Origin of the sequence: Sedimentimonas flavescens (assembly GCF_025154035.1) — a bacterium.
GTDB classification, from domain to species: Bacteria; Pseudomonadota; Alphaproteobacteria; order Rhodobacterales; family Rhodobacteraceae; genus Rhodobacter; species Rhodobacter flavescens.
In genome coordinates, this window is the sequence record NZ_JAOALJ010000004.1 from 171,910 (window position 1) to 197,786 (window position 25,877).

Genomic DNA, 25,877 nt, shown 5'->3' on the forward strand with positions numbered 1-25,877 from the left:
CTTGCGCTGTCTTGAGCAGGCGGGGGAACATGACACGGCGGGTCAAGCTGCAACGGCGCGAGCGGAGCGTTCTGCTGACGCTTCCGGGTGAGGATGGGCGCGGGCAGGGCTTTGACGCCGATCTGCGGCAAAGCCTTGGTGGCGCGCTCGATCTGATCCTGTCGGAAACCGGCGATACGCCCGTGCTGATCCGCGCCGAGGCGGGCGGCTGGCCGGTGGCGGCCGATCCGGCCACCGATTACGCCGAGGATGAAGCGCCCGCGCTGTCGCATCTGGCGGGGCTGATCGCCGATGCGGGCCGCCCGGTTGTGGTGGCCCTGTCGGGGCGCATCAGCGGTGGAGCGTTGGCGCTGGCGCAGGCCGCCAGCCTGCGCATCGCGCATGATCAGGCCGTCTTCGCGTCGCCGGAATATACCCTGGGGCTGTTTCCCTCCGGAGGTGGGCTTGTGCGGCTTGCGCAGCGCGCTGGCGCGGCCTCGGCGCTGGCCTTCGTGACATCGCGGCGAGACTGGAGCGCGCAGGAGGCGATGCAGATCGGCCTGTGCGAGGCGTTGGTCTCGGATGAGGCGGTCGAGGAGGTCGCGCTCGATTTCGCGCAGGCGGTCGGCGGGCGCGGCCCCGGAGCGATTCAGCCCAAGTCTGCGGCGTCTGAGCCTGAAAAATATCTCGAAGATCTGGCCACGGCGCGGCGTGGGTTGACGGGTGGTGCACTGGCCCCCGCCGCGCAACGCGCCGCAGAGGTGGCCGAGGCCGCGCTGCTCTTGCCGATGGATGAGGCGCTGGATTACGAGGCCGTGGCCTATACCGATCTGGCAGAGGGCGAGGTTTCAACTGCCCTGCGCCATGTCGCCCGGATCACCCATCGCGCGGCGCGCCTCGCGGCGCTGCCCGAGGGGCAGCAGGATCTGACCATTGCCAGGGTCGCCCTCTGGAACCAGCCGTCCGAACGTGCCGCCGGGTTGATCGCGGCGGGCTACGAGGTGGTTCTGGGCGAAAGCGACCCGACCGGGTTGGAGCCCGCCTTCACCGCCATCGCCGAGGCGCAGGAGCGCGCTGTTCAAGCCGGGCGTCTCGATCCCGCGCAACGCGAGGCCGACTGGGACCGGCTGAGCGCGGCGCTGGAATGCGCGGCGCTGGCGGGGGCCGATCTGGTCGTGGCCACCCCGCGCGATGGCGAGTTGCCGCAGATCCGCGCTGGTCTGAAGCCGGGGGCGGTTCTGGTGCTCGATGGCGCCTCCGGGCCGCGAGATCTGGCGCTGAGCGACAGCGGTACGGTGCTGGAACTGACCGCAGGCGCACAGGCCGGGCAATGGCTTGGCGCGGCGGGGCGCGTTTTGCAAGATGCGGGGGCGCTGGTGATCCATGCCGGCCCGGGGCTAGGTGTCTGGCTGGAGGCCGCGCTCTTCGCCGCGGCCGAGCGTTGCGTGATGGCCGGGGCCGCGCCCGAGGCGGTTGACCGTGCGATGGCCGACTTCGGTTTCGCGGATGGACCCTTCGTGCTGGCCGATCGCATCGGTATTCCGGCGGTTATGGAATGGATGGGGCATGCGGGCCACCCGCCGGGGGTGTTCTTCACTTTCCTCGATCTTGAGGGGCAGACCGGCCGCGCCGCCGGGCGCGGCGTCTATCGCTACGAAGATGGGGCTACGCCTGCCGTGCCCTCTGACCAACCTGCGATCCTTGCGGCTTTGCGCGCCGAGGCGGGCGTAGGGGCTACAACACTGCCCGAGCGCGAGATCGTCGCGCGGATCTGTGCCGAATTGGCGGGGGAGGGCGCGATGGCGCTGCAATGGGGCCGTGCCCATCGCGCGGGGGATATCGACCTTGCGGCGATTGCGCTTGGCTTTCCCGCGCATCGCGGCGGGCCGATGTTCCAGGCGGACCGCGCGGGCCTTCTGGCGACCCGCAAGCGGTTGCGCGCGCTGGCGCAAGAGGGTGCGCCCGCGCCGGTCACGCTATGGGATGTGCTGATCCGCAACGGGCGTTGGTTCAGCGAACTCGATGCCTGAGTGTCGCCTCAGAGCATGATCCCCAGAACGACCATCATCAGGCCGATCACCGAGACGAACAGCGCGCCGAGATTGAGGCCGACGATGCGTTGCAGGCTTTTGCGCAGCGCCTCATCGCCAAGGCCGGCACGTTTGGCGCGCGAAACCGAGACGATGCACCAGACGATGCCCGCCAGCCCCACCAGCGATACAGCCGCCCCTGCCCAGATCAGATAGTCCATCGCGTCCTCCGTATTTTGCGCGGGCCTAGCGCGGCGCGGCCCGCGAGGCAAGGGATTTGCGCCGGGAACCGCCTTGGCCGCTCCGGGGTGCTTGAAGCGCGGGGCGCGGCGGGCTAGTCAGGGCCAACCCTTTCGAGCAGGAGCCCAACATGCCCAACGATGCCGCCTACAACGTCGCCGCAGACGAGCTGCGCCAGTTCATCGAACAGTTCGAAAGCCTAGAGGCCGAGAAGAAAGACATCGCCGAGCAGCAAAAGGACATCATGTCCGAGGCCAAGGCCCGCGGTTACGATACCAAGGTGATGAAAAAGATCATCGCCATGCGCAAGCGTGACAAGAACGACCTGGCCGAGGAAGAGGCGATCCTTGACATCTACAAGGCCGCGCTCGGCATGGGCTGAGCCTCAGGACGCGATGAAGCGCACGCCGGGCATGGCCGCGATTTCGGCGATATCGGCGTCGTAATCGGCGGTCATCGCGGCAATCAGGCCCGCGTCCCAGCCGGGGAGGGAGATGTCGATCTCCAGCGTCTCGGGTCGCGCAAACTTTTCCAGGAAGGCCGTGACGACCTTGCGGCGTTGCGTCGCCGAGCGGGGCGGGTGGCTGCGCAGATAGACATGCAAGCGTTCCAACCCCTCGGGCTCGATGATCTGCTCCAGAAGCGCTTCGTCGCCGGAAAGCCGCGCGCCTTCGTTCAGGCCGGTCAGGCTGCGCAGGATCTCGGGCCAGATCAGCGGCATGTCCTCATTGCACCACAATACGAGCGGGCGCCCCTCGGCGGCCTCGACCATGCGGCGCACCACCGGAGCCCACCGCAATGATCGGGGATCCTGCCCGGCGATCAGCTCCTCATAGCTGCTCTTGCGTTGCCGCGCCACGAGCGCGGGCATCAGCACGGCTGGGTTGATCAGCGCCAAGTGGAATTCGGTTTGCGCCTCTGGGAAGAGGTTCGCCAGTGGGCCAAGCTTGTCCGGCACCATCTGGTAAAAGCCGCGCTTTGTCACAACGCGGTCGGGCAGGCAGGTGAAGAACTCATGGCTGAAGACCAGCCGTTTGGGGGGGCTGTCATGGCCCGCTGCCGTCAGGATCTCCTGCTGCAGGGCGCTGTCGGCGGGCGCGCCCTTGAGCGTGTAGAGCGCATCGCGCAGCTTCATGCGGTAGCGCGCCGGCTCGGGAACCGATACCCCGGCCTCTTTCAGCCGCCCGCGATCTGGGCCAAGCGCCCGGATCAGGCCGTCTTCATCCGTGCAATGGGCTCCGAGGTGAAAGACGACTTGCATACTGTTTTCCCAACGTAATCGGGGAAAGATTACCGGTGCTTTTCTGGACAGGCAAACCGGTTTCGGTATAAGCCGGGAGCATGGTAACCGATCAGAAAACTCAGGTAATGACGGCAGGTTCGGGCACGGGGTTGCGCACCTCCGGCTCGGGTATCTGGTCGGTGGGGGCGGCGCTGATTGCAGCGGTGGTGCTGGCGCCGCTTGTGGCGGTGGTCTGGCTGGCGCTGAACCCGACCGAAAACATCTGGCCGCACCTGATTTCCACCACATTGCCGCGCTATTTCGGCAATACCGCCTATTTGGCGGCGGGCGTTGCCGTACTGACTGCGGCGATCGGTGCGGGATCGGCCTGGCTGATCTCGATGTATCGCTTTCCGTTTTCCGGGTGGCTGGAATGGCTGCTGCTGCTGCCGCTGGCGATTCCGGCCTATGTGACGGCCTATGCGCTGGTCGATTTCCTCGACTATTCGGGGCCGGTGCAAGGCGCGCTGCGAGAGGCCTTCGGCTGGACCTCGGCGCGAGACTATTGGTTCCCCGAGGTGCGCGCGCGTTGGGCGGCAGTGCTGGTGCTGGCGGCCTCGCTTTACCCCTACGTCTATCTGCTGGCGCGCTCAGCCTTCCGCGAGCAGTCGGGCGGCAGTTACGAGGTCGCGCGTGCCCTGGGCGCCGGGCCGGTGGGGCTTTTCCTGCGCGTGGGGCTGCCACTGGCGCGGCCTGCCATCGCGGCGGGCGCGGCGATTGCGATGATGGAGACGGTCGCCGATTTCGGCGTGGTGGATTATTTCGGCGTGCAGACCCTGACGACCGGGATCTTCACGACTTGGCTAGAAGCGGGCAACGCGGGCGGTGCGGCACAGATCGCGGGCGTGGTGCTGACGGTGATCATGGTGCTTCTGGCGTTGGAAAAGCGCAGCCGGCGCCATTCGCGTTATTACCAGTCGGCGCGCCAGCCTAGGCCGATCAATCGCACAGAGCTGCACGGGGCGACGGGCTGGGTGGCAACCGGGCTCTGCCTTGCGCCTTTCACCATGGGGTTCGTGCTGCCGGTCTCGGTGATTTCGGCCTATGCCTGGTCCAACCCCGAGGCCTGGTTCGGCCCGGGCCTGAGCCGCGCGCTGGTGCATACGCTGGTCACCGGTGGGGCGGCGGCGGTGCTGACCGTGCTGGCCGCGCTCTTCATGGTCTATGGCGTTCGCATGACCGGGCGGCGGCTGCCGCGCACCCTGCTGCCGCTGACGGCGGTCGGCTATGCGGCGCCGGGCGCGGTGCTGGCTGTGGGCATCCTGATCCCGCTGGCTGCGATCGACCACCGGCTGGCCGATGCGATTCTCGCACTGACCGGCACCGACCCGGGGCTTTTGCTGACCGGTTCGGCTTTCGCGATCATCCTGGCTTATGTGGTGCGCTTTTTCGCGCTGGCGCAGTCGGCGGCCGATAGCGCGTTTGGGCGCATCTCGCCCTCGCTGCCGATGGCGGCGCGCTCGCTCGGGCGCACGGCGGGCGGTGCGCTGCGCGAGGTCTATATGCCGCTGATCCGCGGCTCGGTCGCCTCGGCTGTGCTGATGGTCTTCGTCGAAAGCGTCAAGGAACTGCCCGCGACGATGCTCTTGCGGCCCTTCAACTATGAGACGCTGGCAACCCGCGTGCATGAAAAAGCCAGCCTTGAGAATCTGGGCGATGCCGCCCCGGCGGCGCTTCTGGTGATGCTGGTCGGGCTGATCGCAACGATGGTTCTCGCGCGCGCCAACCTTACCCGGCGACGTTAGGCGCAAGCGATCTTGCACGGGCCGCGCGTGGACTGTATGGCAGGAGCGAGGCCGGCGTAGCTCAGTTGGTAGAGCGGCGATCTTGTAAGTCGAGGGTCGGGGGTTCGAGTCCCTTCGCCGGCACCATTCCCCAATTATTCATGAAAATCAGGTATCCGGCGTCGCGCGCGGCGTGATCCTTGTGCCGTCGGCGATGCGGCTGCCCGGATAGGCAACGACGCTTTGCCCCGCCTGAAGGCCCGAGAGCACCTCGACCGCGTCGGCGTTCGCCTGGCCGACCTCGACCGGGGTCAACACCGCCCGATCATTCTCGATGGCAAACACCGCCCAGCCACCGCCCTGCCTGAACAGCGCCGACTGCGGCACGCGCAGCAGATCCTCTGCCGACCACACAACGATGCGGATATAAGTGCGGAAACCGTCGCCCAGACCCAAGCGCTGCTCGGGCGGGGTCAGGATGTCGAGCTTGAGCCGCACGCGTTGCTCTTCGATGCCAAGGGCCGAAACCTCGGTGAAGGCGGCCGGGTCGATGCGGCGCACGACGGCCTCAAGCACCTCGGAGCCGCCCCAACGTTCGACATGCGCGAGCGCGCCTTCCGCGACGCGCACGGCGTCGGAGGACAGCAGGTCCACCTCGATCTCCAGATCCCCCAGATCGCCGATGGTCAGCAGCGTCTCGCCTGCCTGCACAAGGCGTGCCGAGCGGTCTTCGATCGTCAGGATCGTGCCGCTGGTGGGCGCTGTGATCTGCACGCAGCAGGTCAGGGCGGCGGTGCCGATGCCAGGATCTGAGGGGGCGAGCAACTGGGCCTGTGCCTTGGCCAGCGTCGCACGGTTCAGATCGAGCGCCGAGCGCGCCGCATTCAGCGCCGCATCGGCGCTGCGCCGGACCTGCTCGGCGGCTTCAAGCGAACGTGGCGGGACGATCCCGCGCGCGGCCAGCTCGCTGTTGCGGGCGTATTCGGTCTGGGCATAGGCAAGGTCGGCCTCGGCGCGGGCGATATTGGCCTCGGCCAGACGGACCGATGCCTGCGCCTCGGTCACGGCGGCCTCGGCCTGCGCGCGGGCGCGGGCGTCAAGGAAAGCGGGCTCGCCCGGACGGATTTCGGCGACGACCGTCTCGCCACGTTCGACCCTGTCGCCGACCTCGACCGGGCTGCGGGTGGTGGTGCCGGTGATTGGCGCGGTGACCAGATAGGGGTTGCGCACCTGCGTTTTGCCCTCGGCCTCGACGGTGACCTCTAGGGGGCCGCGCGTGACCTGTACGATATCCACCGGCTCCGGAGAGGGGCTGAGCGCCCAGACCGTCACGGCGGCGAGCGCCGCGAGCGAGAGGCCGGTGAGGATCCATTTGGTACGAGTCATGGCATGTCCTTTCAGTCGCGCGCCTTGAGCGCCTGAACGATGTCGATCCGGTCGAGCCTGCGCCGCACGACCAGCGCCGCGGCAAGGGCGGTGGCCAGCACGATCAGACTGGCATAAGCGAATGTCTGGCGGTTGACCACCAGCGGCAGGGCGACGACATCGGTTGAGAAGCCCTGCACCACAAGGGCGGCAAAGCCGTAGCCGCCCGCCCAACCGACCGGCAGGCCGATCAGCGTTAGCAGCATCAATTCGCCCACCAGAACCCAGGCAACCTCACCCCGGCTGAAACCCAGAACCCGCAGCGAGGCAAGCTCATGCACGCGTTCCGACAGACGAATGCGCGCAGCGTTATAGACAACGCCAAGCGTGATCAGCATCCCAAGCGCCGAGTAGATGACGGTCGAGATGCTCAGGTTTTCCTCGATAGTGGCGGTGAACTGGCTGCGGGTGCGGGTCCAGTCTGCGATGCCGGCGATGGCGGGGGTCGATTTCACAGCGGCGTTCAGCGCGTCCATCTGCGTGGCGTCCACTTGCAGGTTGATCTGGTTGACCTGCGGCGTCTGGCGCATCAGGCGAAACAGCGCGGGCGCCGCGATATGTGCATCCTGCCCAAGTGTCTGGCGAATGGTGGCGGTGAGCGGCACGGCCCATGTCTCGCGCGGCGGGGCCAATGCCTCGACCGTCACCATATCGCCGGGGGCAACGCCGAGCTTGCCCGCAAGCCCCTCGGGCAGCACAAGACCGTGGTCGGGCAGTTGCACCTGGCGGCCCTTGTCATCGATCAGCCGCGAAAGCTCCGAATGTTCGGGGTGCGCAGTCAGCGAGCTCAGCTCTTCGCGGTTGGCGTTGCGCAGGCGGACGGGCAGCACGAAGGCCCCCTCGGCGCGGATCACACCGGGCAGGGCGCGGGCGTCATCCAGCGCGCTCTCGTTGCGTGCCGAGGCGAGGATCAGCGTTACGTTCTGGCGGTTCGCGCGGGTGAAGATCTCGTCCACCATCAGGTCAATCGCGTCATAGGTGAAGAAGGAGGCGATCAGCACCGAGACCGAGGCGGCCACGCCAAAGACGGTAACAGCGGCGCGTCCCGGCCAGCGGGTGATCGCGCGCAGGATCATCATCGTGGTCTGTTGCAGATGCGCCCAAGCGCCAAGCCCGTCGATCAGGCCGCGCCGGTAGACCGGCGGGGCAGGGGGGCTCATGGCCACAGCGGGCGGCAGGCGGACCGAGGCCCAGACCGCGCGCCCGGCCCCGCTGAGCGTGGTCAAAAGCGCCAGCAGCGCCGAAAGCACGAAAGGCCAGGCGGAGGGCGCGTAGATCAGCCAGGGCAGGCGGAAGAAATCGGCATACATCCGCGTCATGGCCGCGCCCAGATACCAGCCAGCGCCCCAGCCGACCACCGTGCCGATCAGCGCGATCCCGGCGGCGAGCTTGAGATAATGCGTCGCGATCGCGCCGGTCGTGTAGCCCACGGCCTTCAGTAGGCCGATTTGCGCGCGCTCCAGCGCGATCAGGCGGCTGAGCACCATGTTCACAAGGAAGGCCGAGACGGTCAGGAAGATCGGCGGCAGGATCAGCGCCATCGCGCCCAGTTGCTCCAACTCGGATTGCAGGAAGGCGTGGCTGATCTGGTCCGAGCGGTCATGCGCCCCGGTCCCGCCATAGGGCGCGAGCAGCCGGTCGAGCGCGCTGATCACCGCAGGCGCCACCGCGTCGCGCGCCAGTTGCAGCGCCAGCGAGTTGAAGGCGCCGTTCATGTCGGTGGCCGCCGCCGCCGCATCCTGCCCGATCCAGAGCACGCCGAAGCGCGCATCGTCGGGCATCATCGAACCCGGGCCGATGGTGTAGATATATTCGGGAGAGAGTACATGGCCGGTCACGGTCAGGCTGCGGCGCTGCCCCTCGATCACCGCCGAGAGCCTGTCGCCCGGCATCAAGCCGCGCGCCTCGGCGAAAGGTGCGTAAAGCGCGACCTCGTCGGGGTGTAAGGGATCGGGCATACGCCCTGCGCGCAGAAGCGGCGCGTTCAGCACCGGGTCGCGCCCCGAGACCGGCAGCGAGCGCACATCGGCCGAGACCGGCTCGGATACGCCCGGTAGGTCGATCACGGCAGAGGTGCGGATGCTCGGCGACAACCGCGCGACGCCGGGAATGGCGGCGATCTCGGGCAAAAGCGTTTCGGGCACGCGCGTCGCGTCGGCGAAGATCTCGGCAAAACGCTGGCGCTCGTAATAGGCTGCGCGCGAGGCCTCGAGCGAGGCGCGCGTGCCCGAGCCGAGCACCAGCACCATCACACCGCAGGCCAGCACCCCACCAATGGCCAGCACCTGCGCCCAGAGGCGCAGAAGGTCGCGCAGCGCCTTGCGGTCGAGCGCGCTTACCATGTGATGTCCTTCGGATCGAGGCGGGTGGCGTTGATCTCCTCGCGTGCGATCTGGCCGTCGGCGATGTGGATGACGCGATGTGCGATGGCCTGAATTCCGGCGTTATGGGTGATCAGCGCAGTCGCGGTGCCAAGATCGCGGTTCACCTCGCACAGGGCCTCAAGCACGCTGACGCCGGTGGCGCTGTCGAGCGCGCCGGTCGGCTCGTCGCAGAGCAGAAGTTCGGGGCGCTTGGCGATGGCGCGGGCAATGGCGACGCGCTGCTGCTCGCCCCCCGACAACTCGGCCGGGAAGTGATCGAGCCGGTGGCCAAGGCCCACGCGCTCCAGCGCCTCTTCGGGGCGCATCGGGTCTTCGGAGATCTCGGTCACCAGCCCCACGTTCTCGCGCGCGGTCAGGGCGGGCATCAAGTTGTAGAACTGGAAGACAAAGCCCACATGCTCGCGCCGGAAGCGGGTCAGCTCGCGGTCGGTTGCGCGGGTCAGTTCCGTGTCGCGGAAGAAGACGCGCCCCGAGGTGGGCAGGTCAAGTGCGCCGAGGATATTCAGCAGGGTCGATTTTCCCGACCCCGAGGCGCCGAGCAGCACGACCATCTCGCCCTCCGAGAGCTCCATGGTGACGCCACGCAGCGCCTGAACCTCGACCGCGCCAGTGCGGTAGATGCGGGTGATGTCTTCGGTACGCAGGACGGGTGTGCTCATGGCCGAAGGCTACCGCGCCGTGAATGACGTTTCCATGATTTCGCGCAAAGAAAAAGGCCCGGAACCTGCGCTCCGGGCCAAGGGGCAGGGCCGCTTAGCGCCCCCGGATGCGCGGGTCGAGCGCATCGCGCAACCCGTCGCCGATATAGTTGACCGACAGCACCGTCAGCGAGATCGCAACGCCGGGCAGGATCACGCGCGAGGGGTAAAGCTGCATCTGATCGACAGCGTCGAACAGCAGGCGTCCCCAGGTCGGGAAGTCCGGCGGGAAGCCGAGGCCCAGGAACGAGAGCGCGGATTCGGTGATGATCGCGCTGGCGATACCAAGCGTGGCCGAGACCATGATCGGCGAAAGCACGTTCGGCAGCACGTGCCGCGTGATCATGCGCCGCGAGGGCGTACCGATCGAACGCGCGGCCAGAACGAACTCGCGCTCTTTCAACCCCAGCACCTCGCCGCGCACGATCCGCGCGGTCTGCATCCACGAGGTCGCACCGATAGCAGATACGATCAGCAGGAAGATCCCGCTCTCGGGGCCGAAGCTTTTCGACAGCGGATCGCGGAACAGCGTCACCATCAGCAGGAGCAGCGGCAAGAGCGGCAGGGCAAGGAACAGGTCGGTCAGCCGCATCAGCGGCCCTTCGAGGCGCCGGAAATAACCCGCGAGAACGCCGATCGTGGTTCCCAGAAGGATCGAGAGCGCCATGGCCGTCATGCCGACCGAGATCGACACTTTCCCGCCCGCCATCATCCGCGAAAGGATATCGCGGCCCAATTGGTCGGTGCCGAAGGGATGCTCCATCGAGAAGCCCTGGTTGCGCGCGCGCAGGTCCACATAGGTCGGCTCGATCGTCCAGAGGATCGGGCCGATCAGGATCGTCGCCAGGATCAGCACGAAGATCGTCAGCCCGATGAGTGCGCCCTTGTGGGTCTTGAACTGATCCCAGACGTCCCACCACTGGCTGCGCGGCGGGCGGTAGGACAGGCTCGCTCCCGTTGTCTGGGCGGCCGCAGGTGCCTTGTCGGTCTCAGTCATAGCGAATTCTCGGGTCGAGGATGCCGTAAAGCAGGTCGGCAACCAGGTTGAAGAGCACGATCAGGATCGCGAAGATGAAGGTCAGCGTCATGACCATCGGCATGTCATTGGCGTGGATCGACAGGATCAACTGCTGGCCAAGGCCGTTAACCTTGAAGACCTGCTCGGTGATGATCGCGCCGCCGAAGATCGTGGGCACGCCAAGCGCGATCACGGTGACGACGGGGATGAGCGAATTGCGCAGGACGTGGATCAGTACGACGACCTTCTCGGTCAGGCCCTTGGCGCGCGCGGTGCGGACATAGTCCTGCCCGAGGTTGTCGAGCATCGAGGCCCGCATGAAGCGCGAGATCTGGGCCGCGTTATAAAGCGCAAGCACCGTCACCGGCATCACCATCTGACGGATCTGCGCCTTGAAGCTGGCCCAGTCGGTCACCTGCAAGGTCGTGTCATAGACCGAGGGGAACCACTGCAGCTTGACGGCGAAGACGATGATCAGCACGACGCCGGTGAAGAAGGTGGGCACCGAAAAACCGATCATCGAGATGAACGTGCCGATATTGTCGAACCAGGAATACTGCCGGTAGGCCGAGATGATGCCGATCGGCAGGGCGATCAGCACGCCCACGACATAGGCAAGGCCCACGACGATCAGGGTTTGGGGCAGGCGCTCGGCGATGATCTGCATGACCGGCTGGCGCGACTGGAACGAGATGACGCGCTGCATCCCCTCGCCATAGGACGTGCCAAAGAGCGCGTCCCACAGGTGCACCGGCTCGACCCAGAAGAACTGCTTGAGCCAGAGCAGGTAGCGCACATACCAAGGCGAGTTGAGGCCAAGCGCCTCGCGCATCCGGGCCTTGACCTCGGGGGGAACCGTCAGCGGCACTTCGCCGAGAGGGTCGCCGGGGGCGGCCTCAAGCAAAAGGAAGATCACCAGAGAGATGATCAGAAGCGTCGGGATGGCTATCAAAAGCCGTCTCAGGGTGAATGTGAACATCGGCGCCTCGGGGCATGTCTCTTGTTCGGAGGGTGTGGGCGGGGGCGCGACCGCCGTAAGCGGTCGCGCCCCCGCCCCGGGTCCGACCGCCAGCGGCGGTCGGACCCTAGGTTCAGATCATTTCATCCGGTACCAGTCGGAGGCGTTCCACAGTTCCGAGTCCCAGGTATTCAGGACCACGCCGCCAAGGGTGTTCGAATGGGCCGAGACGCGGCCGCGGTCGACCAGCGGCACGACGACCATGCTGTCTTTGGTCAGCATGTCGTTGAGCTTCTTGGCCAGTTCGGCGCGCTTCTCGATGTCGCCGGTCTTGCCAAGTTCGACGATGAGCGCGTCATACTCTTCCGAGCAGAAGCGGTTGATGTTCTCACCCTGCCACTGGTTCTCGGGCTTGGGCGCCTTCTCGCAGGTGTACTGCGCGAGGTAGGGTTCCGGATCGGTGCCGTCGAAGTTGTTGGCGTACATCTCGACGTCGGCGTAGAACTTCTGGAAGGTGTCGGGCGAGCCCGCGTCACCGCCGAAATAGACCGAGCCGTCGATGTTCTTCAGCTCGACTTCGACACCGATGTCGTTCCACCACTGCTTGATGATCGACTGGAAGTCCTGACGCACGGCGTTGGTCGAGGTCTGGTAGAGAACGCTCAGCTTCTTGCCGTCCTTGTCGCGGATGCCGTCGCCGTCGCTGTCGGTCCAGCCGGCTTCATCCAGCAGCGCCTTGGCGCCATCGACGTCCTGCGTGAGGCAGCCGGTGTTGTCCGAAGCGAACATCGCCGGGGCGGGCACCAGGTTACAGGTCGGGCGGCCAGCCTGGCCGTAGCCGATCTCGACCAGGATCTCGCGGTCGATGGCTTTCGACAGGGCGGTGCGCACACGGATATCCGACAGGAACGGATGCGGATGCTTGGCCGTCGAACGCTCACCCTCGGCCAGTTCCGGCGACGGGTCGGTCATGTTCATCTCGATCCGCTCGACGAGCGTGCCGAAGCCGACGACCAGCTTGCCCTTGCCCGCGGCCTCCATGCCGGCCAGCACGTCGGGCGCAAGTTGCAGGTTCCAGGCGTAGTCGAATTCGCCGGTTTCCAGAACCGAACGGCCCGCTGCGGCCGCGTCGCCGCCGCCCTTGAGGGTCAGGTTCGAGAACGCGGGCTTGGCCGGGTCGCGATAGTTCGGGTTGGCCACCATCTGGATCACGTCGTTCGTCTTGAACTCGGTGACCTGGAACGGGCCGGTGCCGATCGGCATGAAGTTCTGATCGGTGCAGGACGATGCCGCCGCGCCGAGGCAGTTGGCGAACTGCGCCTTTTGCAAGATCGGCGAGGTTGCGCCGGTGAAGGCGGTGAACGGGTTGGGGCGCGGTTCCTTGTAGGTGATCTTCACCGTCAGGTCGTCAACCGCCTCGACCATCTCGATGCCCTCGTAGCGGGCTTCCTGGGCGCAGCCGCCCTCGGGATGGGTGCAGTATTCGTAGGTGAAGACCGCATCAGCGGCGGTCAGGGGCGTGCCGTCCGACCACAGGATGCCCGGCGTGATGTGCCAGGTGATCGTCTTGAGGTCTTCCGAGATGCCGCCGTTCTCAAGGCTCGGGACTTCGGTCACCAGGCGCGGGATCACCACGCCCGTTTCGTTGAAGCCCGCGAAGGGCTCGAGCACGAGCGACGATGCCTCGACGTCCTTGGTGCCCGACGACAGATAGGGGTTCAGCGTCGAGGGCGCCTGCCAGTAGATCACATTGACCTGGCCGTCGCTGCCGCGCTCGGCGAAGGCAGCCGGCGCGAGGGCCAGCGTTGCCGCCGCGCCCATCAGGATTGTCTTGAGTTTCATACAAACCTCTCCTTGTTGGATCGAATTTCAATGCCGCCGTTCAGTCGGCGGTCTCTTGGTAAAGGTGGCAGGCCACATAGCGGCCGGGCTGGACCTCGTGGAAGGTCGGCTCGATCTGGCGGCAGATATCCATCACCTTCGGGCAACGCGTGCAGAAGTTGCAGCCCTTGGGCGGGTTGGCGGGCGAGGGGACATCGCCCTTCAGGATGATGCGGCGGCGGCTCTTCTCGGCCTCGGGGTCGGGTTCGGGAACCGCGGACAAAAGCGCCTGGGTATAGGGGTGCAGCGGCTCAAGGTAGAGCGGGTCGCGCGGCGCAAGCTCGATGATCTGGCCCAGATACATAACCGCCACGCGGTCGGCGATGTGGCGCACCATCGACAGGTCGTGGCTGATGAACAGGTAGGTCAGGCCAAGCCGGTCCTGCAATTCCTCAAGCAGGTTTACCACCTGCGCCTGGATCGACACGTCGAGCGCGGCAATCGGCTCGTCGCAGACGATGAACTTGGGGTTCAGCGCGAGCGCGCGGGCAATCCCGATGCGCTGGCGCTGGCCGCCCGAGAATTCATGCGGATAGCGGTTGGCAAAGTCGCGGTTCAGCCCGACCTGGTCCATCAGCTCATAGATCCGGGCCAGCTTGTCCTTCTTCGACAGGCTCGTGTGCTCGTCCAGCGGCTCGCCGATAATGGCAGCGACGGTCATGCGCGGGTTGAGGCTCGCCTGCGGGTCCTGAAAGACCATCTGCATCTTGGGGCGCATCTCGCGCAGGGTGTTCGCGTCGGCGGCCAGCACGTCCTTGCTGTCGATGCGCACGGCCCCGGCGGTGGGTTCGTAAAGCCGCAAGATGGCGCGGCCGCAGGTGGACTTGCCGCAGCCCGACTCGCCCACAAGGCCAAGGGTCTCGCCCTCGTAGATCGTGAACGAGACGTTATCGACCGCCTTCACATCGCCCACATGCTTGCGAAAGACGCCTGCGGTGATGGGGAAATACATCTTGAGGCCCGAGACCTCGATTAATGCTTTGCCGGTTGCATCAAGCATGGGCGGCCTCTTGCGTGCGGGGGGTGTCGGCGTCGAAATCCCAGAAGCAGGCCGCGTCATGGCCTGGGCCGACGGGGTGGCGCGCGGGGTTCTCGGACGCGCAGCGATCGAAGGCCTGGGCGCAGCGGTCGCGGAAGGGGCAGGCAGAGGGGGCACCGCGCAGGATCGGCGGCTGCCCCTCGATCACCGAAAGCTTCGCGGTGCGCTCGCCGCGCACGCTCGGCACGGTCTTGAGCAGCGCGCGGGTATAGGGGTGGCGCGGATTGTGGAAGACCTCGGACACCGGACCCTGCTCGACCACCTGGCCGCCATACATCACCATGATTCGGTCGGCGATACCCGCGATCACGCCAAGGTCATGGGTGATCCAGACAATGGCCATGCCCAGCTTCTGGCGCAGCTCTTTGACCAGTTCGAGGATCTGCGCCTGAATGGTCACGTCGAGCGCGGTCGTGGGTTCGTCCGCGATCAGAACCTTCGGGTCGCAGGCCAGCGCGATGGCGATCATCACCCGCTGGCGCATCCCGCCCGAGAACTGGTGCGGGAAGTCGCGCAGCCGCCGCTCGGCGTCGGGGATGCCCACGAGTTCGAGCAGTTCTTTCGCGCGAACCTGCGCCTGCGCCTTGGTCATGCCCATGTGCTTTATCAACGGCTCGCGCAGCTGGTAGCCCACGGTGAAGACCGGGTTAAGCGAGGTCATCGGGTCCTGGAAGATGAAGCCGATGCCGGGTCCACGCACTTCGCGCAACTCGGCCACCGAACAATTCAGCAGATCCTTGCCGTCGAAAATCACCGTGCCGTCGCGCACCTCGGCGGGCGGGGATGGCAGCAGGCCGATCAGCGACATCATCGTCACGGACTTGCCCGAACCGGACTCGCCCACAACGCCCAGAAGCTCTCCGGGACGCAGATCGAAAGAAACGGAATTAACGGCGTGGACTTCGCCACCACGGGTCCTGAAAATCGTTTTCAGGCCCGAAACCTCGAGCACAGGCAGCGCCCCATCGGGCATATGTGACCCCCAAGTCAGTTGTATTCGCAGTATTTTTACTGTCGCGTTCTGTCCCGCAGGCTTCGCCCGAGCGAGATTATTTGACCGAGTGTTAGAGATTTTGATCATATGCGCAAGCACGATTCTGGATGCCGTGACTGGAGCGTCTTTCAGGGGGGCGTTTCGTGGGGTGGGGTTGACGCCTCACCGGATGCGGGCGCAGCCTGCGCACAAAGGAGAAACCTATGACTGATATGGTCACTGCCCGCAGCCTTCTTGACCGCCTCGTAGCCTTCCGATCGGTCAGCCGCGACAGCAATCTTGAGTTGATCGACTGGGTCGCCGAATGGCTGGAAGGGCAGGGAATCACCGTCACCAAGGTCCCTGACCCCGCACAGCCCGCCAAGGCGAGTCTGTTCGCTCAGGTCGGGCCGGATGTGGCCGGGGGCGTGGTGCTGTCGGGCCATACCGATGTGGTCCCGGTCGAGGGGCAGGACTGGGCCTCGGACCCCTGGGCGGTATTCGAGCGCGACGGGCGGCTTTACGGGCGCGGCGTGTGCGACATGAAGGGGTTCGACGCGCTGGCTTTGGCCGCAATGGCGGCAGCAGCGCGGCGGCCGCTCAAACGACCTTTGCAGATCGCACTCAGCCATGACGAGGAACTGGGCTGCATCGGCTGCATCCCGATGATCGAGGCCATGGCGGGCCTGCCGCGCGCCTCGGCGGTGGTGGTGGGCGAACCCACGATGATGAAGGCGGTGACCGGGCACAAGGGCGGGCTGGCCTTCTGGGTCGAGGTCCATGGGCACGAGGTTCACAGCTCGCTCATGCACACCGGCGTCAGCGCGATTCTTGAAGGTGCCAAGATCCTGATGTGGGTGAACGAGATGAACGCGAAGGGGCAGGCCGCCGCAAAGGCTTCGCCCTTCGTGCCGCCCTGGACTACGGTCCATACTGGCGAGATCCGCGGCGGAACGGCGCATAATATCACCGCGGGCCTGTGCGAATTTGGCGTCGATTTCCGCGTCTTGCCCGGCGAAGACCCCGAGGACTGGCGTCGCGCCTTCCTTGCCAAGGTGGCCGAGGTTGAGGCGGGCATGAAGGCCGTTCACCCCAATGCCCGGATCGAGGTCAATGAGCGTTTCGCGCTGCCCGGCCTTGCCCCCGAGGTGGACGGCGTGGCCGAGGGCCTCGTGCGCGCGCTCACCGGCGACAATGGCAGCCAGGTGGTCAGCTATGGCACCGAGGCCGGGCAGTTCCAGGTTCGCGGCTGGTCCGCGGTGGTCTGCGGCCCTGGTGACATCGAGCAGGCCCACAAAGCCGACGAATGGCTCGCACTGTCGCAATTCGAGGCCGGCTGGGCCTTCATGGAAGACCTGATCGAAAGGCTCTGCGCGTAAGCGTTGTGATCCAGGGGGCGGCCCGTCGCCTCTCGAACAAGGAGGGATGGATCGCCCGTTTGATAACGCGCTCGGATGCGCGCGCAGAGCTCAGGGCTGCGGTGACGATGGGCAACGAAAGCCCGATCCCCGGCTTCCGGGCAGCCTCCGGCCTCTCAAGCCACGGCTGGCGCGGCGTCGGTGGCGACAAATTTACCGGCGGGTCAAAAAGTGATCTCGAACCCGCCTTCTGACCCTTGCGGCCCGCAGGGCTTTGTAACAGGCTGTCGGCGCCAACAACCAGGGAGCCCCTCATGCCCGTCAAGAACCGTTTCGCCGAGCTTCTGCCCGAGATCACCGCCTGGCGACGAGATTTCCACGAGAACCCCGAGATCCTGTTCGAGGTGCACCGCACCGCAGGCAAGGTGGCCGAACTGCTGCGCGGCTTTGGCTGTGATGAGGTTGTCGAAGGCATCGGCCGCACCGGCGTTGTGGGCGTGATCAAGGGTAAGACCGACACCAAGGGCCGCGTCATCGGCCTGCGCGCCGATATGGACGCGCTGCCCATTCACGAGGCGACCGGCCTCGACTACGCCTCGAAGACGCCCGGCAAGATGCATGCCTGCGGTCATGACGGGCATACCGCGATGCTGCTCGGCGCCGCGAAATACCTTGCCGAGACGCGCAATTTCGACGGCTCCGCAGTGGTGATCTTCCAGCCTGCCGAAGAGGGCGGCGGCGGCGGGCGCGAGATGGTCGATGACGGTATGATGGACCGCTTCGGCATTCAGGAAGTCTACGGCATGCACAACTGGCCCGGCCTGCCGGTCGGCAGCTTCGCCATCCGCGAAGGCGCGCTTATGGCCGCCGCCGATCAGTTCGAGATCGTCGTCACCGGTAAGGGCGGCCACGCTGCCAAACCGCACGACTCGATCGACACCACGCTGGTTGCTTCGCATATCGTTGTGGCACTGCAATCCATCGCCTCGCGCAACGTCGATCCGCTCAAGCAGGTAGTGGTGTCGGTCTGCACCTTCCGCACCGAATCCGAGGCGCATAACGTCATCCCGCAGACCGTGCTCCTCAAGGGCACCGTGCGCACGATGGATCCCGCTGTCCAAGATTACGTCGAACGCCGCATCAGCGAGATCGCCGAGGGCACGGCGACAGCCTTCGGCGCGAGCGCCGCAGTGAAATACATGCGCGGCTATCCGGTCACGATCAACGCCCCCGAAAACACCGGCTACGCGATCGAGGTCGCGCAGAAGGTCTCGGGCAAGGTCGATGCCAATGTCGCGCCGCAAATGGGGGCCGAGGATTTCAGCTTCATGCTCAACGCCCGCCCCGGCGCCTATATCTTCCTGGGCAATGGCGACACGGCGATGGTGCACCACCCCGCCTACAACTTCGATGACAACGCGATTCCTTTCGGCTCCAGCTGGTATGCCGGCATGGTCGAGGAGCGGATGCCCGCCGCCTGACATCCCCTTCAATGTGGGTGAAATATCCTCGGGGGGTGAATTCGACGCAGTCGAAGAGGGGGGCAGACAGCCCCCCTTTCTTATTCTTTACCGCAGCACCATGACCGAGCAGGGCGCGTGGCGTACAACGCGCGCGGCGGTCGAGCCGATCAGGTAATCGCCCAGTCCCGGACGATGCGAGGCGATGATGATGCAATCCGCCCCGATCTCCTCGGCCAGATCGAGGATCTCGTTCGCCGCATGGCCATCGCGGATCACGCCCGCGCCATTCTCGAACTCGTTCGCCAGTTGATCGAGCGAGCCCTGCAGCGTGCGCTTGAGATCTGCTGCATAGCCCTCGGGCATGTAGGAAATCGCAAAGCCCGGAACGTCGGCCATGATATGGACCAGCGTCACACGCGCACCCGGCGCTGCAAGCGCCCGGGCGATGTTGAGCGCGGCATCTGGGTTGTGGTCGTCGTCGAAGGCGACAGGGACGATGATATTGGAATACATCGAAGGCTCCTTTTCCGTTTGTCTCTTTGTGCCCCGGATCGGTTGCCTGCGCCTTGACCCAGATCAGCCTCCGGTATGGCTCATGTGGCGGCTCATCTGGCCTGCGACACCGGTGCGCGAATAGTCGAAGTCATGCCCGCGCGGCTTGCGCGCGATGGCGGCGCGGATCGCCTCGATCAGGGCCGTATCATCGGCACTGGCGCGCAGCGGCGCGCGCAGATCGGCGACATCCTCCTGCCCGAGGCACATGAACAGCTCGCCCGTGCAGGTCACCCGCACCCGGTTGCAGCTTTCGCAGAAATTATGCGTGAGCGGCGTGATGAAGCCGATGCGCTGCCCGGTCTCTTGCAGGCGCACGTAGCGTGCCGGGCCGCCGGTGGTCTCTTCGGTTTCCAGCAGGGTGAACCGCTCGGCCATCGCCTTGCGCATATCCGACAGCGGCCAGTACTGATCGAGGCGCAATTCCTCGCCCATATCGCCCATCGGCATGACCTCGATGAAGGTGAGGTCATGGCCCTCGTCCTCGCACCAGGCGATCAGGTCAAAGAGTTCATCCTCGTTGAAGCCCTTGAGCGCGACGGTGTTGATCTTGACGCGCAGCCCCGCGCGCTTGGCGGCGGCGATGCCCTCCAGCACCTGGTCAAGCCGCCCCCATCGGGTGATGGCCGCGAATTTCTTGGGCTTGAGCGTGTCGAGCGAGACATTGATGCGCCGCATCCCAAGCGCTGCCAGATCGTCGGCAAAGCGCGCGAGCTGCGAGCCGTTGGTGGTCAGCGTCAACTCGTCCAGTGCGCCGCTGTCGAGATGGCGCGAGATGCGGCGGAAGAAGGTCAGGATATCGCGGCGCACCAGAGGCTCGCCCCCGGTTATGCGCAGCTTCTTCACCCCCAACCCGACAAAGGCCGAGCAGAGCCGGTCAAGCTCCTCAAGGCTCAGAAGCTCCTTCTTGGGCAGGAACTGCATGTGTTCGGCCATGCAATAGGTGCAGCGAAAATCGCAGCGGTCGGTCACAGACACCCGGAGGTAGGTGATCGGGCGGGCAAAGGGGTCGATGAGCGGTGCATGTTCCATAGCCGGAACCTAGGCCGGGCGATGTGCGGCGGCAAGGGGGCTGGGCGTTGCCATGGCGCGGGGTAGCGCTTAGGCTGAGCGCGACATCCGAAGGAGGCATCATGGTTCGCAACGGGTTATTCGTGCTGATGATCGCGCTCGCGGGCTGCGGTCGCCTCGGCTTTGGCAACGACACGCCCGAAGCAATGCCGCCGACGATCGCGCCTACCGACGATATTGCGGTATCGGCCCTGCCGGTGCCGGCGGGCGCGACTGCAGAGGTGCTCGACACCACCAGCGCAGCCGAGCGCGCACAGGCTGCGCAGGTGACAGGGCAGGGGGTGCGGCTTGGCGTCACGGTGGCGAGCCTTGGCGATCCGACACAGCCGGGGTTCTGGCTGAAAACCCCACTGGTCAGTGCCCCCGCAAAGGGACGTGTCGAGATGACGGCCACCGGGGCCTCGGCGCAGGTCGATCTGATCCCGACTGGCGGGGCCGAGGGCTCGGGCTCGCAGATGTCGCTGCCGACGCTGCGGCTGCTGGGGGTGGACCTGACCGGCCTGCCCGAAGTCGTTGTCTATCGCTACTGAACCATGCTGCGCGAAATCGACATTCCGCCCCTTTGGCTAGCCATCTTCGCCGCGCTTGGCTGGCTTGTGGCCCGCGCGGTGCCGCTGGCGCTGCCCTATGGCGCGGCGGCAGGCTGGGGCTTGATTGCGCTTGGTGGCGCGCTGGTGCTGACCGCCGCAGGGCAGATGGTACTGCGCCACACGACCTTCATTCCCAGGCGCGATCCCTCGGCGCTGGTGACGGGTGGCGTCTTTGCCCTGTCGCGCAATCCGATCTACCTGGGCGATGCGCTGGTGCTGGCGGGCTTCTTGCTGATTAACGACGGTTTTCTGGCGCTGCCGTTGGTGGCGGCCTTCATGCTTTTGATCACCCGGCGCTACATTCTGGGCGAAGAAGCCCGGATTCTGGCCACTTTTGGCGATGAATACGCCGCCTATTGCCGCCATACTCGTCGCTGGATCTGATCGCGAGACGCTGCAAAGCGGCACATTTTCTGCATCTGCGAAAAAGTGCTGTAGTGTTGCTGTTTTTCACACCCCGCAATGGGGTGGGTAACGACTTGAAATATTTCGATAAAGTTCAGTATACCACGGCACTCCGTGGTATACAATAAAGCCTGCCCCAACATGCGACGTTTTTACAAGGATTTCGGCAATCAAGCCGCTTGTGAAACTTTATTGCGCGATGTTAAGCAGTTCTTCGCCACATGAATTACCCTCGGACGGATCCGTCCGGGCGGCGTAAGAAGGGGGAGACAAGGTGAAGATCGGCGCTCCGAAGGAGATATTTGAGGGCGAGTCGCGCGTCGCGATGACACCCGATTCCGCGCTGCAGCTGCAAAAGCTCGGCCATGAGTGTTTTGTCGAGGCTGGCGCAGGCCATGCCGCGGGCTTCGAGGACTCGGCCTATACCAAGGCCGGCGTCACCGTTGTTCCGACGGTCGAGGAGCTGTTCAAGGCGGTCGATTTCGTCGTCAAGGTGCGCCCGCCGGAAATGGAAGAGCTTGGCCGCCTGAGCAAGGGCCAGACGCTGATCTCGTTCTTCTACCCGGCCCAGAACAAAGAGCTTCTGGAAGCCGCCGAGAAGACCGGCGCGAATGTCATCGCGATGGACATGGTGCCGCGGATCTCGCGCGCGCAGAAGATGGACGCGCTGTCGTCGATGGCCAATATCGCGGGCTACCGCGCTGTGATCGAGGCCGGTAACAACTTCGGCCGCTTCTTCACCGGTCAGGTCACCGCCGCAGGCAAGGTTCCGCCGGCCAAGGTGCTGATCGTCGGTGCGGGCGTCGCGGGTCTTGCCGCCATCGGCACCTCGACCGCGCTTGGCGCCATCACCTACGCGTTCGACGTGCGCCCCGAAGTGGCCGAGCAGATCGAATCGATGGGCGCCGAGTTCGTCTATCTCGATTTCGAAGAGCAGACCCAGGACGGTGCCGCGACCGGCGGTTATGCCGCGCCCTCGAGCCCCGAGTTCCGTGAAGCTCAGCTCAAGAAGTTCCGCGAACTCGCGCCCGACATGGACATCGTCGTCACCACGGCGCTGATCCCGGGCCGTGACGCGCCGATCCTCTGGACCAAGGACATGGTCGAGCTGATGAAGCGCGGCTCGGTCGTTGTGGACCTTGCCGCCGAGCGTGGCGGCAACTGCGAACTGACCGTCAAGGACGAGAAGGTCGTGTCGGAGAACGGCGTGACCATCGTCGGCTACACCGACTTCCCGTCGCGCATGGCCTCGCAGGCCTCGCAGCTTTACTCGACCAACATTCGTCACATGATGACCGACCTGACGCCCGGCAAGGACGGCGTGGTCAACCACAACATGGAAGACGATGTGATCCGCGGCGCGACCGTGGCATATGAGGGCGCCATCACCTTCCCGCCGCCGCCGCCCAAGATCGCGGCCATCGCGGCGCAAAAGCCCAAGGAAAAGGCCAAGGAACTGACGCCCGCCGAGATCAAGGCGCGCGACCACGCCGCCTTCAAGAAGCAGACGCGCGACCAGATCCTGATGCTGGGCATCGGCGGCGCGCTCCTGCTGGGCGTCGGTCTTGTTGCCCCGGCCTCGTTCATGTCGCACTTCGTCGTCTTCGTGCTGTCGTGCTTCGTGGGCTTCCAGGTGATCTGGAACGTGTCCCACTCGCTGCACACGCCGCTGATGGCGGTCACCAACGCGATCTCGTCGATCATCATCCTGGGCGCGCTGATGCAGATCGGCTCGGGCAACTTCCTGGTGATCGTGCTGGCCGCGCTGTCGGTCTTCATGGCGGGCATCAACATCTTCGGCGGCTTCATGGTCACGCGGCGCATGCTGGCCATGTTCCAGAAGTCGTAAAGGGGAGAGGGTAATATGGAATTCGGTTTCACCACTGCCGCATATGTCGTCGCGGCTGTGCTTTTCATCCTCTCGCTCGGTGGTCTGTCCGGTCAGGAAAGCGCCAAGCGCGCGGTCTGGTATGGCATCGTGGGCATGGCGCTGGCCGTGGCCGCGACGCTGGTCGGACCCGGTCAGGGACTATGGATCATTTCGCTGCTGATGATCATCGGCGGCGGCATCATCGGCTGGATCGTCGCCAAGAAGGTCCAGATGACCGAGATGCCGCAGCTTGTCGCCGCGATGCACTCGCTCGTCGGTCTGGCGGCGGTGTTCGTGGGCTACAACACGCACATCACGCTGGGTCAGGTCTGGGACATCATCGCTGAGCATCATGCGACCGGCATCATGCCCGCTGCCTATGAGGAGCTGTCGGGCTTTGCCAAGATCGTGGCGCACAAGTCGGCGGCCGAGGTGGCTATCCTCAAGGTCGAGACGTTCCTGGGCGTGTTCATCGGTGCTGTGACCTTCACCGGCTCGGTCATCGCGTTCGGCAAGCTTGCCGGCAAGATCACCTCGCAGGCGGTCAAGCTGCCCGGGGGGCATCTGCTGAACGCGCTGGCTGCGGCGGGTTCGCTTGCGCTGCTGGTGATCTATGTCAACGGCGCTGGCGCCTGGGCGTTGATCGCCATGACGCTGCTGGCGTTCTTTATCGGCTATCACCTGATCATGGGCATCGGCGGCGCCGATATGCCGGTCGTGGTGTCGATGCTGAACTCCTACTCGGGCTGGGCCGCAGCGGCCATCGGCTTCTCGCTCGGCAATGACCTGCTGATCGTGACCGGTGCGCTGGTGGGTTCGTCGGGTGCGATCCTGTCCTACATCATGTGTAAGGCGATGAACCGCTCGTTCGTGTCGGTGATCCTGGGCGGCTTCGGCGGCACCTCGGGTCCGGCGATGGAAGTCGAGGGCGAGCAGATCGCGATCGATGCAACTGGCGTGGCCGATGCGCTGAACGAGGCCGACAGCATCGTGATCGTTCCGGGCTACGGTATGGCTGTGGCGCAGGCGCAGATCGCCGTGTCGGAACTGACCTCGATGCTGCGCGGGCGCGGCAAGAACGTGCGCTTCGCAATCCACCCGGTTGCGGGCCGTCTGCCGGGCCACATGAACGTGCTGCTGGCCGAGGCCAAGGTGCCCTACGACATCGTTCTGGAGATGGACGAGATCAACGACGACTTCCCGGAAACGGATGTGGTTATCGTGATCGGCTCGAACGACATCGTGAACCCCGCCGCGCAGGACGATCCGAACTCGCCCATCGCCGGGATGCCGGTGCTGGAGGTTTGGAAAGCCAAGCAGGTCTTCGTGTCGAAGCGTGGCCAGGGCACGGGCTACTCGGGCATCGAGAACCCGCTGTTCTACAAGGAGAACACGCGCATGTTCTACGGCGACGCCAAGAAGTCCCTCGAAGAGCTGCTGCACCTGATCCGCGTCTGATCAACCTGATCAAGACCTTGAAAGCCCCGCCTCTCCGGCGGGGCTTTTCGTTTTGGACGGATCGGCTGCGCTGTGCATAGCGTTGATTGTGCACCGTGGTATGCAGATAAATATCTGTTATCGCAGCATATTTTTTGTTTACTCAACCTGAATTCCGGCTAGAGAGAAATCTCGAAGGAGATGCGCCCATGGTTTCAGTCGAAGATCACCCGCTGCGCTATGCGCTTGTGAACGAGTTGCACGCCCGCCCGTTTCCGCGGATCCCGGTGCCTTCGCAGGTTGTCTATCTGGCGATCAAGGAGCCGATGGACGCTGCCAATCGCGACCGGGCGGACGACCTGACGCATCTCAACGAGCTGCTGCGCCGCTCGGGGGCCGCGCCCGCGCCAGCGGGGGTGACACATCACAGCGCCAGCGTTGGACGCCATCAGGTGCGGTGGGAAAGCCATACTGAATTCACGACCTTCCTGGCCCATGCGCCCGGCCTCTCGGCGCGCCCGTTCGACCCGGCCGAGGCCGAGATATTTCCCGCCGACTGGCTGAATGCCGCCCCCGGCAAGCGCATCGCGGCAGTGTCGATCCGTATCCTGCCGCTGCCCGAGGACCCGGCGCAGATCAACATCGATCTCGATGACTGGTTCGTACCCGAAAGCCTCGCCTGCGCCTGGGTGCTGGAAGGGGCGGCGATTGTTGCGGGGGATTTCCGGATCGACCCGGCGGGTCAGATGCGCTTTGCGATCTTCGTTGCTCCGGGCACCGGGGCGGGGCGGGTTGGCCGTATCGTGCAGCGCCTGTGCGAGATCGAGACTTACCGCGCCATGTCGATGCTTGGCCTGCGCCGGGCACGGGCCCTGTCGGCGCGGCTCAACGCGCTCGACCCCGAGCTGACCGAACTGGTCGCCGGCATGTCCAGAGAGGATTGCCCGGCTGAGGAAACGCTGAACACGCTGATCTCGGTCTCGTCCGAGCTTGAGGCGCTGGCGGTCACCCACAGCTTCCGCTTCAGCGCGACGGGCGCCTATGAGGCGCTCGTGAAGGAGCGCGTCGATGTGCTGCGCGAGACGCGCTACGAGGGGCGGCAGAAGTTCTCGGAATTCATGATGCGCCGCTACGACCCGGCGATGCGGACCACGAAATCGGCCGAGGTGCGCCTGCGCGCCATGGTCGAGCGCGCCGCGCGCGCGGGCGAGTTGCTGCGTACTCGGGTGGATGTGGAGCGGCAGGCGCAGAACCAGAAGCTTCTGGAAAGCATGGATCGCCGCGCCGATCTGCAACTGCGCCTCCAGCACACGGTCGAGGGGCTCTCGGTCGTGGCGATCAGCTACTATGCGATCAGCATCGCGGGCTATCTGGTCTACCCGATCGCGAAGCAGGTCAGCGTCTCGAAAGAGGTCTTGCTGGGCGTGCTGACCCCGATCGTGATCCTTGGGGTCTGGCTGATGGTGCGCCGCATCCGCAATAGTTTTGGCGGGCACTGAG

Annotated in this window: 22 protein-coding genes and 1 tRNA gene; 11 read left to right on the forward strand and 12 right to left on the reverse strand. The window is 65.4% G+C overall.

Annotation, left to right across the window (positions count from 1 at the left end):
* Nucleotides 1-29: 29 nt before the first annotated feature.
* On the forward strand, nucleotides 30-2,009 hold the full coding sequence (locus N3C64_RS09245) for an enoyl-CoA hydratase-related protein (protein ID WP_260014051.1): 1,980 nt from the start codon (nucleotides 30-32) through the stop codon (nucleotides 2,007-2,009).
* 8 nt (nucleotides 2,010-2,017) lie between these two features.
* On the opposite strand, the gene N3C64_RS09250 is transcribed toward N3C64_RS09245, so the two are convergent.
* A complete protein-coding gene (locus N3C64_RS09250) occupies nucleotides 2,018-2,230 on the reverse strand; it encodes a hypothetical protein (protein WP_218631032.1) in 213 nt (70 codons plus the stop codon).
* 149 nt (nucleotides 2,231-2,379) lie between these two features.
* Between N3C64_RS09250 and N3C64_RS09255 the strand changes: the two genes are divergently transcribed.
* Complete coding sequence (locus N3C64_RS09255) at nucleotides 2,380-2,631, forward strand: DUF2312 domain-containing protein (protein ID WP_218631033.1); 252 nt, start codon at nucleotides 2,380-2,382, stop codon at nucleotides 2,629-2,631.
* Between the two features lie 3 nt (nucleotides 2,632-2,634).
* Here N3C64_RS09255 and N3C64_RS09260 read toward each other — a convergent pair whose 3' ends face one another.
* Entirely contained in the window at nucleotides 2,635-3,510 is an 876-nt protein-coding gene (locus tag N3C64_RS09260) for a hypothetical protein (RefSeq protein WP_260014052.1), read from the reverse strand.
* Between the two features lie 107 nt (nucleotides 3,511-3,617).
* Here N3C64_RS09260 and N3C64_RS09265 point away from each other — a divergent pair, with 107 nt between their 5' ends.
* Together N3C64_RS09265 and N3C64_RS09270 are read left to right on the forward strand one after the other, a co-directional pair.
* Nucleotides 3,618-5,276, forward strand: coding sequence for an ABC transporter permease (locus tag N3C64_RS09265; protein ID WP_260014204.1), 1,659 nt, complete (start codon nucleotides 3,618-3,620; stop codon nucleotides 5,274-5,276).
* A gap of 50 nt (nucleotides 5,277-5,326) precedes the next feature.
* Nucleotides 5,327-5,402: transfer RNA gene (locus N3C64_RS09270), tRNA-Thr, on the forward strand.
* Nucleotides 5,403-5,423: 21 nt separating this feature from the next.
* Here N3C64_RS09270 and N3C64_RS09275 read toward each other — a convergent pair.
* The 8 genes from N3C64_RS09275 to N3C64_RS09310 form a co-directional block, all read right to left on the reverse strand.
* Nucleotides 5,424-6,641, reverse strand: coding sequence for an efflux RND transporter periplasmic adaptor subunit (locus N3C64_RS09275; RefSeq protein WP_260014053.1), 1,218 nt, complete (start codon nucleotides 6,639-6,641; stop codon nucleotides 5,424-5,426).
* A gap of 11 nt (nucleotides 6,642-6,652) precedes the next feature.
* A complete protein-coding gene (locus tag N3C64_RS09280; protein WP_260014054.1) occupies nucleotides 6,653-9,022 on the reverse strand; it encodes an ABC transporter permease in 2,370 nt (789 codons plus the stop codon).
* On the reverse strand, nucleotides 9,016-9,723 hold the full coding sequence (locus N3C64_RS09285) for an ABC transporter ATP-binding protein (RefSeq protein ID WP_260014056.1): 708 nt from the start codon (nucleotides 9,721-9,723) through the stop codon (nucleotides 9,016-9,018). Before N3C64_RS09285 ends, N3C64_RS09280 begins: the two co-directional genes overlap by 7 nt.
* Nucleotides 9,724-9,817: 94 nt before the next feature.
* A complete protein-coding gene (locus tag N3C64_RS09290; protein WP_260014058.1) occupies nucleotides 9,818-10,759 on the reverse strand; it encodes an ABC transporter permease in 942 nt (313 codons plus the stop codon).
* Nucleotides 10,752-11,759 carry an ABC transporter permease gene (locus tag N3C64_RS09295; protein WP_218631518.1) on the reverse strand — a complete coding sequence of 336 codons (1,008 nt, stop codon included), beginning with the start codon at nucleotides 11,757-11,759 and terminating at the stop codon, nucleotides 10,752-10,754. The genes N3C64_RS09290 and N3C64_RS09295 overlap by 8 nt, the downstream gene beginning before the upstream one ends.
* Nucleotides 11,760-11,876: 117 nt before the next feature.
* The gene (locus N3C64_RS09300; protein WP_218631517.1) at nucleotides 11,877-13,580 is read right to left on the reverse strand and encodes a peptide ABC transporter substrate-binding protein; all 1,704 of its coding nucleotides are present in this window, start codon (nucleotides 13,578-13,580) and stop codon (nucleotides 11,877-11,879) included.
* Between the two features lie 40 nt (nucleotides 13,581-13,620).
* Nucleotides 13,621-14,619, reverse strand: coding sequence for an ABC transporter ATP-binding protein (locus tag N3C64_RS09305; protein ID WP_260014060.1), 999 nt, complete (start codon nucleotides 14,617-14,619; stop codon nucleotides 13,621-13,623).
* Nucleotides 14,612-15,631, reverse strand: coding sequence for an ABC transporter ATP-binding protein (locus tag N3C64_RS09310; protein ID WP_260014062.1), 1,020 nt, complete (start codon nucleotides 15,629-15,631; stop codon nucleotides 14,612-14,614). The genes N3C64_RS09305 and N3C64_RS09310 overlap by 8 nt, the downstream gene beginning before the upstream one ends.
* A gap of 224 nt (nucleotides 15,632-15,855) precedes the next feature.
* Between N3C64_RS09310 and argE the strand changes: the two genes are divergently transcribed.
* Nucleotides 15,856-17,010 (forward strand): acetylornithine deacetylase, encoded by a 1,155-nt coding sequence (gene argE, locus N3C64_RS09315; RefSeq protein WP_260014064.1) that lies wholly within the window; start codon nucleotides 15,856-15,858, stop codon nucleotides 17,008-17,010.
* A gap of 293 nt (nucleotides 17,011-17,303) precedes the next feature.
* The gene (locus N3C64_RS09320; RefSeq protein ID WP_260014065.1) at nucleotides 17,304-18,470 is read left to right on the forward strand and encodes a M20 aminoacylase family protein; all 1,167 of its coding nucleotides are present in this window, start codon (nucleotides 17,304-17,306) and stop codon (nucleotides 18,468-18,470) included.
* An 87-nt stretch (nucleotides 18,471-18,557) separates the two neighbouring features.
* Here the strand turns inward: N3C64_RS09320 and N3C64_RS09325 are convergent, their stop codons facing one another.
* A complete protein-coding gene (locus tag N3C64_RS09325) occupies nucleotides 18,558-18,965 on the reverse strand; it encodes a universal stress protein (protein ID WP_218631512.1) in 408 nt (135 codons plus the stop codon).
* 63 nt (nucleotides 18,966-19,028) lie between these two features.
* Entirely contained in the window at nucleotides 19,029-20,036 is a 1,008-nt protein-coding gene (gene moaA, locus N3C64_RS09330) for a GTP 3',8-cyclase MoaA (protein WP_260014066.1), read from the reverse strand.
* A 101-nt stretch (nucleotides 20,037-20,137) separates the two neighbouring features.
* Here moaA and N3C64_RS09335 point away from each other — a divergent pair, with 101 nt between their 5' ends.
* The 5 genes from N3C64_RS09335 to N3C64_RS09355 all read left to right on the forward strand — a co-directional run bounded on the left by N3C64_RS09335 (nucleotide 20,138) and on the right by N3C64_RS09355 (nucleotide 25,876).
* Nucleotides 20,138-20,605, forward strand: coding sequence for a D-galactarate dehydratase (locus tag N3C64_RS09335; RefSeq protein ID WP_260014067.1), 468 nt, complete (start codon nucleotides 20,138-20,140; stop codon nucleotides 20,603-20,605).
* Between the two features lie 3 nt (nucleotides 20,606-20,608).
* Nucleotides 20,609-21,049 (forward strand): methyltransferase family protein, encoded by a 441-nt coding sequence (locus tag N3C64_RS09340; RefSeq protein ID WP_236021295.1) that lies wholly within the window; start codon nucleotides 20,609-20,611, stop codon nucleotides 21,047-21,049.
* 295 nt (nucleotides 21,050-21,344) lie between these two features.
* A complete protein-coding gene (locus N3C64_RS09345) occupies nucleotides 21,345-22,919 on the forward strand; it encodes a Re/Si-specific NAD(P)(+) transhydrogenase subunit alpha (RefSeq protein ID WP_218631509.1) in 1,575 nt (524 codons plus the stop codon).
* 15 nt (nucleotides 22,920-22,934) lie between these two features.
* Nucleotides 22,935-24,398 (forward strand): NAD(P)(+) transhydrogenase (Re/Si-specific) subunit beta, encoded by a 1,464-nt coding sequence (locus tag N3C64_RS09350; protein WP_218631508.1) that lies wholly within the window; start codon nucleotides 22,935-22,937, stop codon nucleotides 24,396-24,398.
* A gap of 188 nt (nucleotides 24,399-24,586) precedes the next feature.
* Nucleotides 24,587-25,876 (forward strand): DUF3422 family protein, encoded by a 1,290-nt coding sequence (locus N3C64_RS09355; RefSeq protein WP_260014068.1) that lies wholly within the window; start codon nucleotides 24,587-24,589, stop codon nucleotides 25,874-25,876.
* Nucleotide 25,877 lies beyond the last annotated feature (1 nt).

Excerpts from the sequence above, each read along its gene's own strand:
- N3C64_RS09245 (WP_260014051.1), top strand. The coding sequence starts at position 30 with ATGACACGGCGGGTCAAGCTGCAACGGCGCGAGCGGAGCGTTCTGCTG.
- N3C64_RS09250 (WP_218631032.1), bottom strand. The coding sequence starts at position 2,230 with ATGGACTATCTGATCTGGGCAGGGGCGGCTGTATCGCTGGTGGGGCTG.
- N3C64_RS09255 (WP_218631033.1), top strand. The coding sequence starts at position 2,380 with ATGCCCAACGATGCCGCCTACAACGTCGCCGCAGACGAGCTGCGCCAG.
- N3C64_RS09260 (WP_260014052.1), bottom strand. The coding sequence starts at position 3,510 with ATGCAAGTCGTCTTTCACCTCGGAGCCCATTGCACGGATGAAGACGGC.
- N3C64_RS09265 (WP_260014204.1), top strand. The coding sequence starts at position 3,618 with ATGACGGCAGGTTCGGGCACGGGGTTGCGCACCTCCGGCTCGGGTATC.
- N3C64_RS09275 (WP_260014053.1), bottom strand. The coding sequence starts at position 6,641 with ATGACTCGTACCAAATGGATCCTCACCGGCCTCTCGCTCGCGGCGCTC.
- N3C64_RS09280 (WP_260014054.1), bottom strand. The coding sequence starts at position 9,022 with ATGGTAAGCGCGCTCGACCGCAAGGCGCTGCGCGACCTTCTGCGCCTC.
- N3C64_RS09285 (WP_260014056.1), bottom strand. The coding sequence starts at position 9,723 with ATGAGCACACCCGTCCTGCGTACCGAAGACATCACCCGCATCTACCGC.
- N3C64_RS09290 (WP_260014058.1), bottom strand. The coding sequence starts at position 10,759 with ATGACTGAGACCGACAAGGCACCTGCGGCCGCCCAGACAACGGGAGCG.
- N3C64_RS09295 (WP_218631518.1), bottom strand. The coding sequence starts at position 11,759 with ATGTTCACATTCACCCTGAGACGGCTTTTGATAGCCATCCCGACGCTT.
- N3C64_RS09300 (WP_218631517.1), bottom strand. The coding sequence starts at position 13,580 with ATGAAACTCAAGACAATCCTGATGGGCGCGGCGGCAACGCTGGCCCTC.
- N3C64_RS09305 (WP_260014060.1), bottom strand. The coding sequence starts at position 14,619 with ATGCTTGATGCAACCGGCAAAGCATTAATCGAGGTCTCGGGCCTCAAG.
- N3C64_RS09310 (WP_260014062.1), bottom strand. The coding sequence starts at position 15,631 with ATGCCCGATGGGGCGCTGCCTGTGCTCGAGGTTTCGGGCCTGAAAACG.
- argE (WP_260014064.1), top strand. The coding sequence starts at position 15,856 with ATGACTGATATGGTCACTGCCCGCAGCCTTCTTGACCGCCTCGTAGCC.
- N3C64_RS09320 (WP_260014065.1), top strand. The coding sequence starts at position 17,304 with ATGCCCGTCAAGAACCGTTTCGCCGAGCTTCTGCCCGAGATCACCGCC.
- N3C64_RS09325 (WP_218631512.1), bottom strand. The coding sequence starts at position 18,965 with ATGTATTCCAATATCATCGTCCCTGTCGCCTTCGACGACGACCACAAC.
- moaA (WP_260014066.1), bottom strand. The coding sequence starts at position 20,036 with ATGGAACATGCACCGCTCATCGACCCCTTTGCCCGCCCGATCACCTAC.
- N3C64_RS09335 (WP_260014067.1), top strand. The coding sequence starts at position 20,138 with ATGGTTCGCAACGGGTTATTCGTGCTGATGATCGCGCTCGCGGGCTGC.
- N3C64_RS09340 (WP_236021295.1), top strand. The coding sequence starts at position 20,609 with ATGCTGCGCGAAATCGACATTCCGCCCCTTTGGCTAGCCATCTTCGCC.
- N3C64_RS09350 (WP_218631508.1), top strand. The coding sequence starts at position 22,935 with ATGGAATTCGGTTTCACCACTGCCGCATATGTCGTCGCGGCTGTGCTT.
- N3C64_RS09355 (WP_260014068.1), top strand. The coding sequence starts at position 24,587 with ATGGTTTCAGTCGAAGATCACCCGCTGCGCTATGCGCTTGTGAACGAG.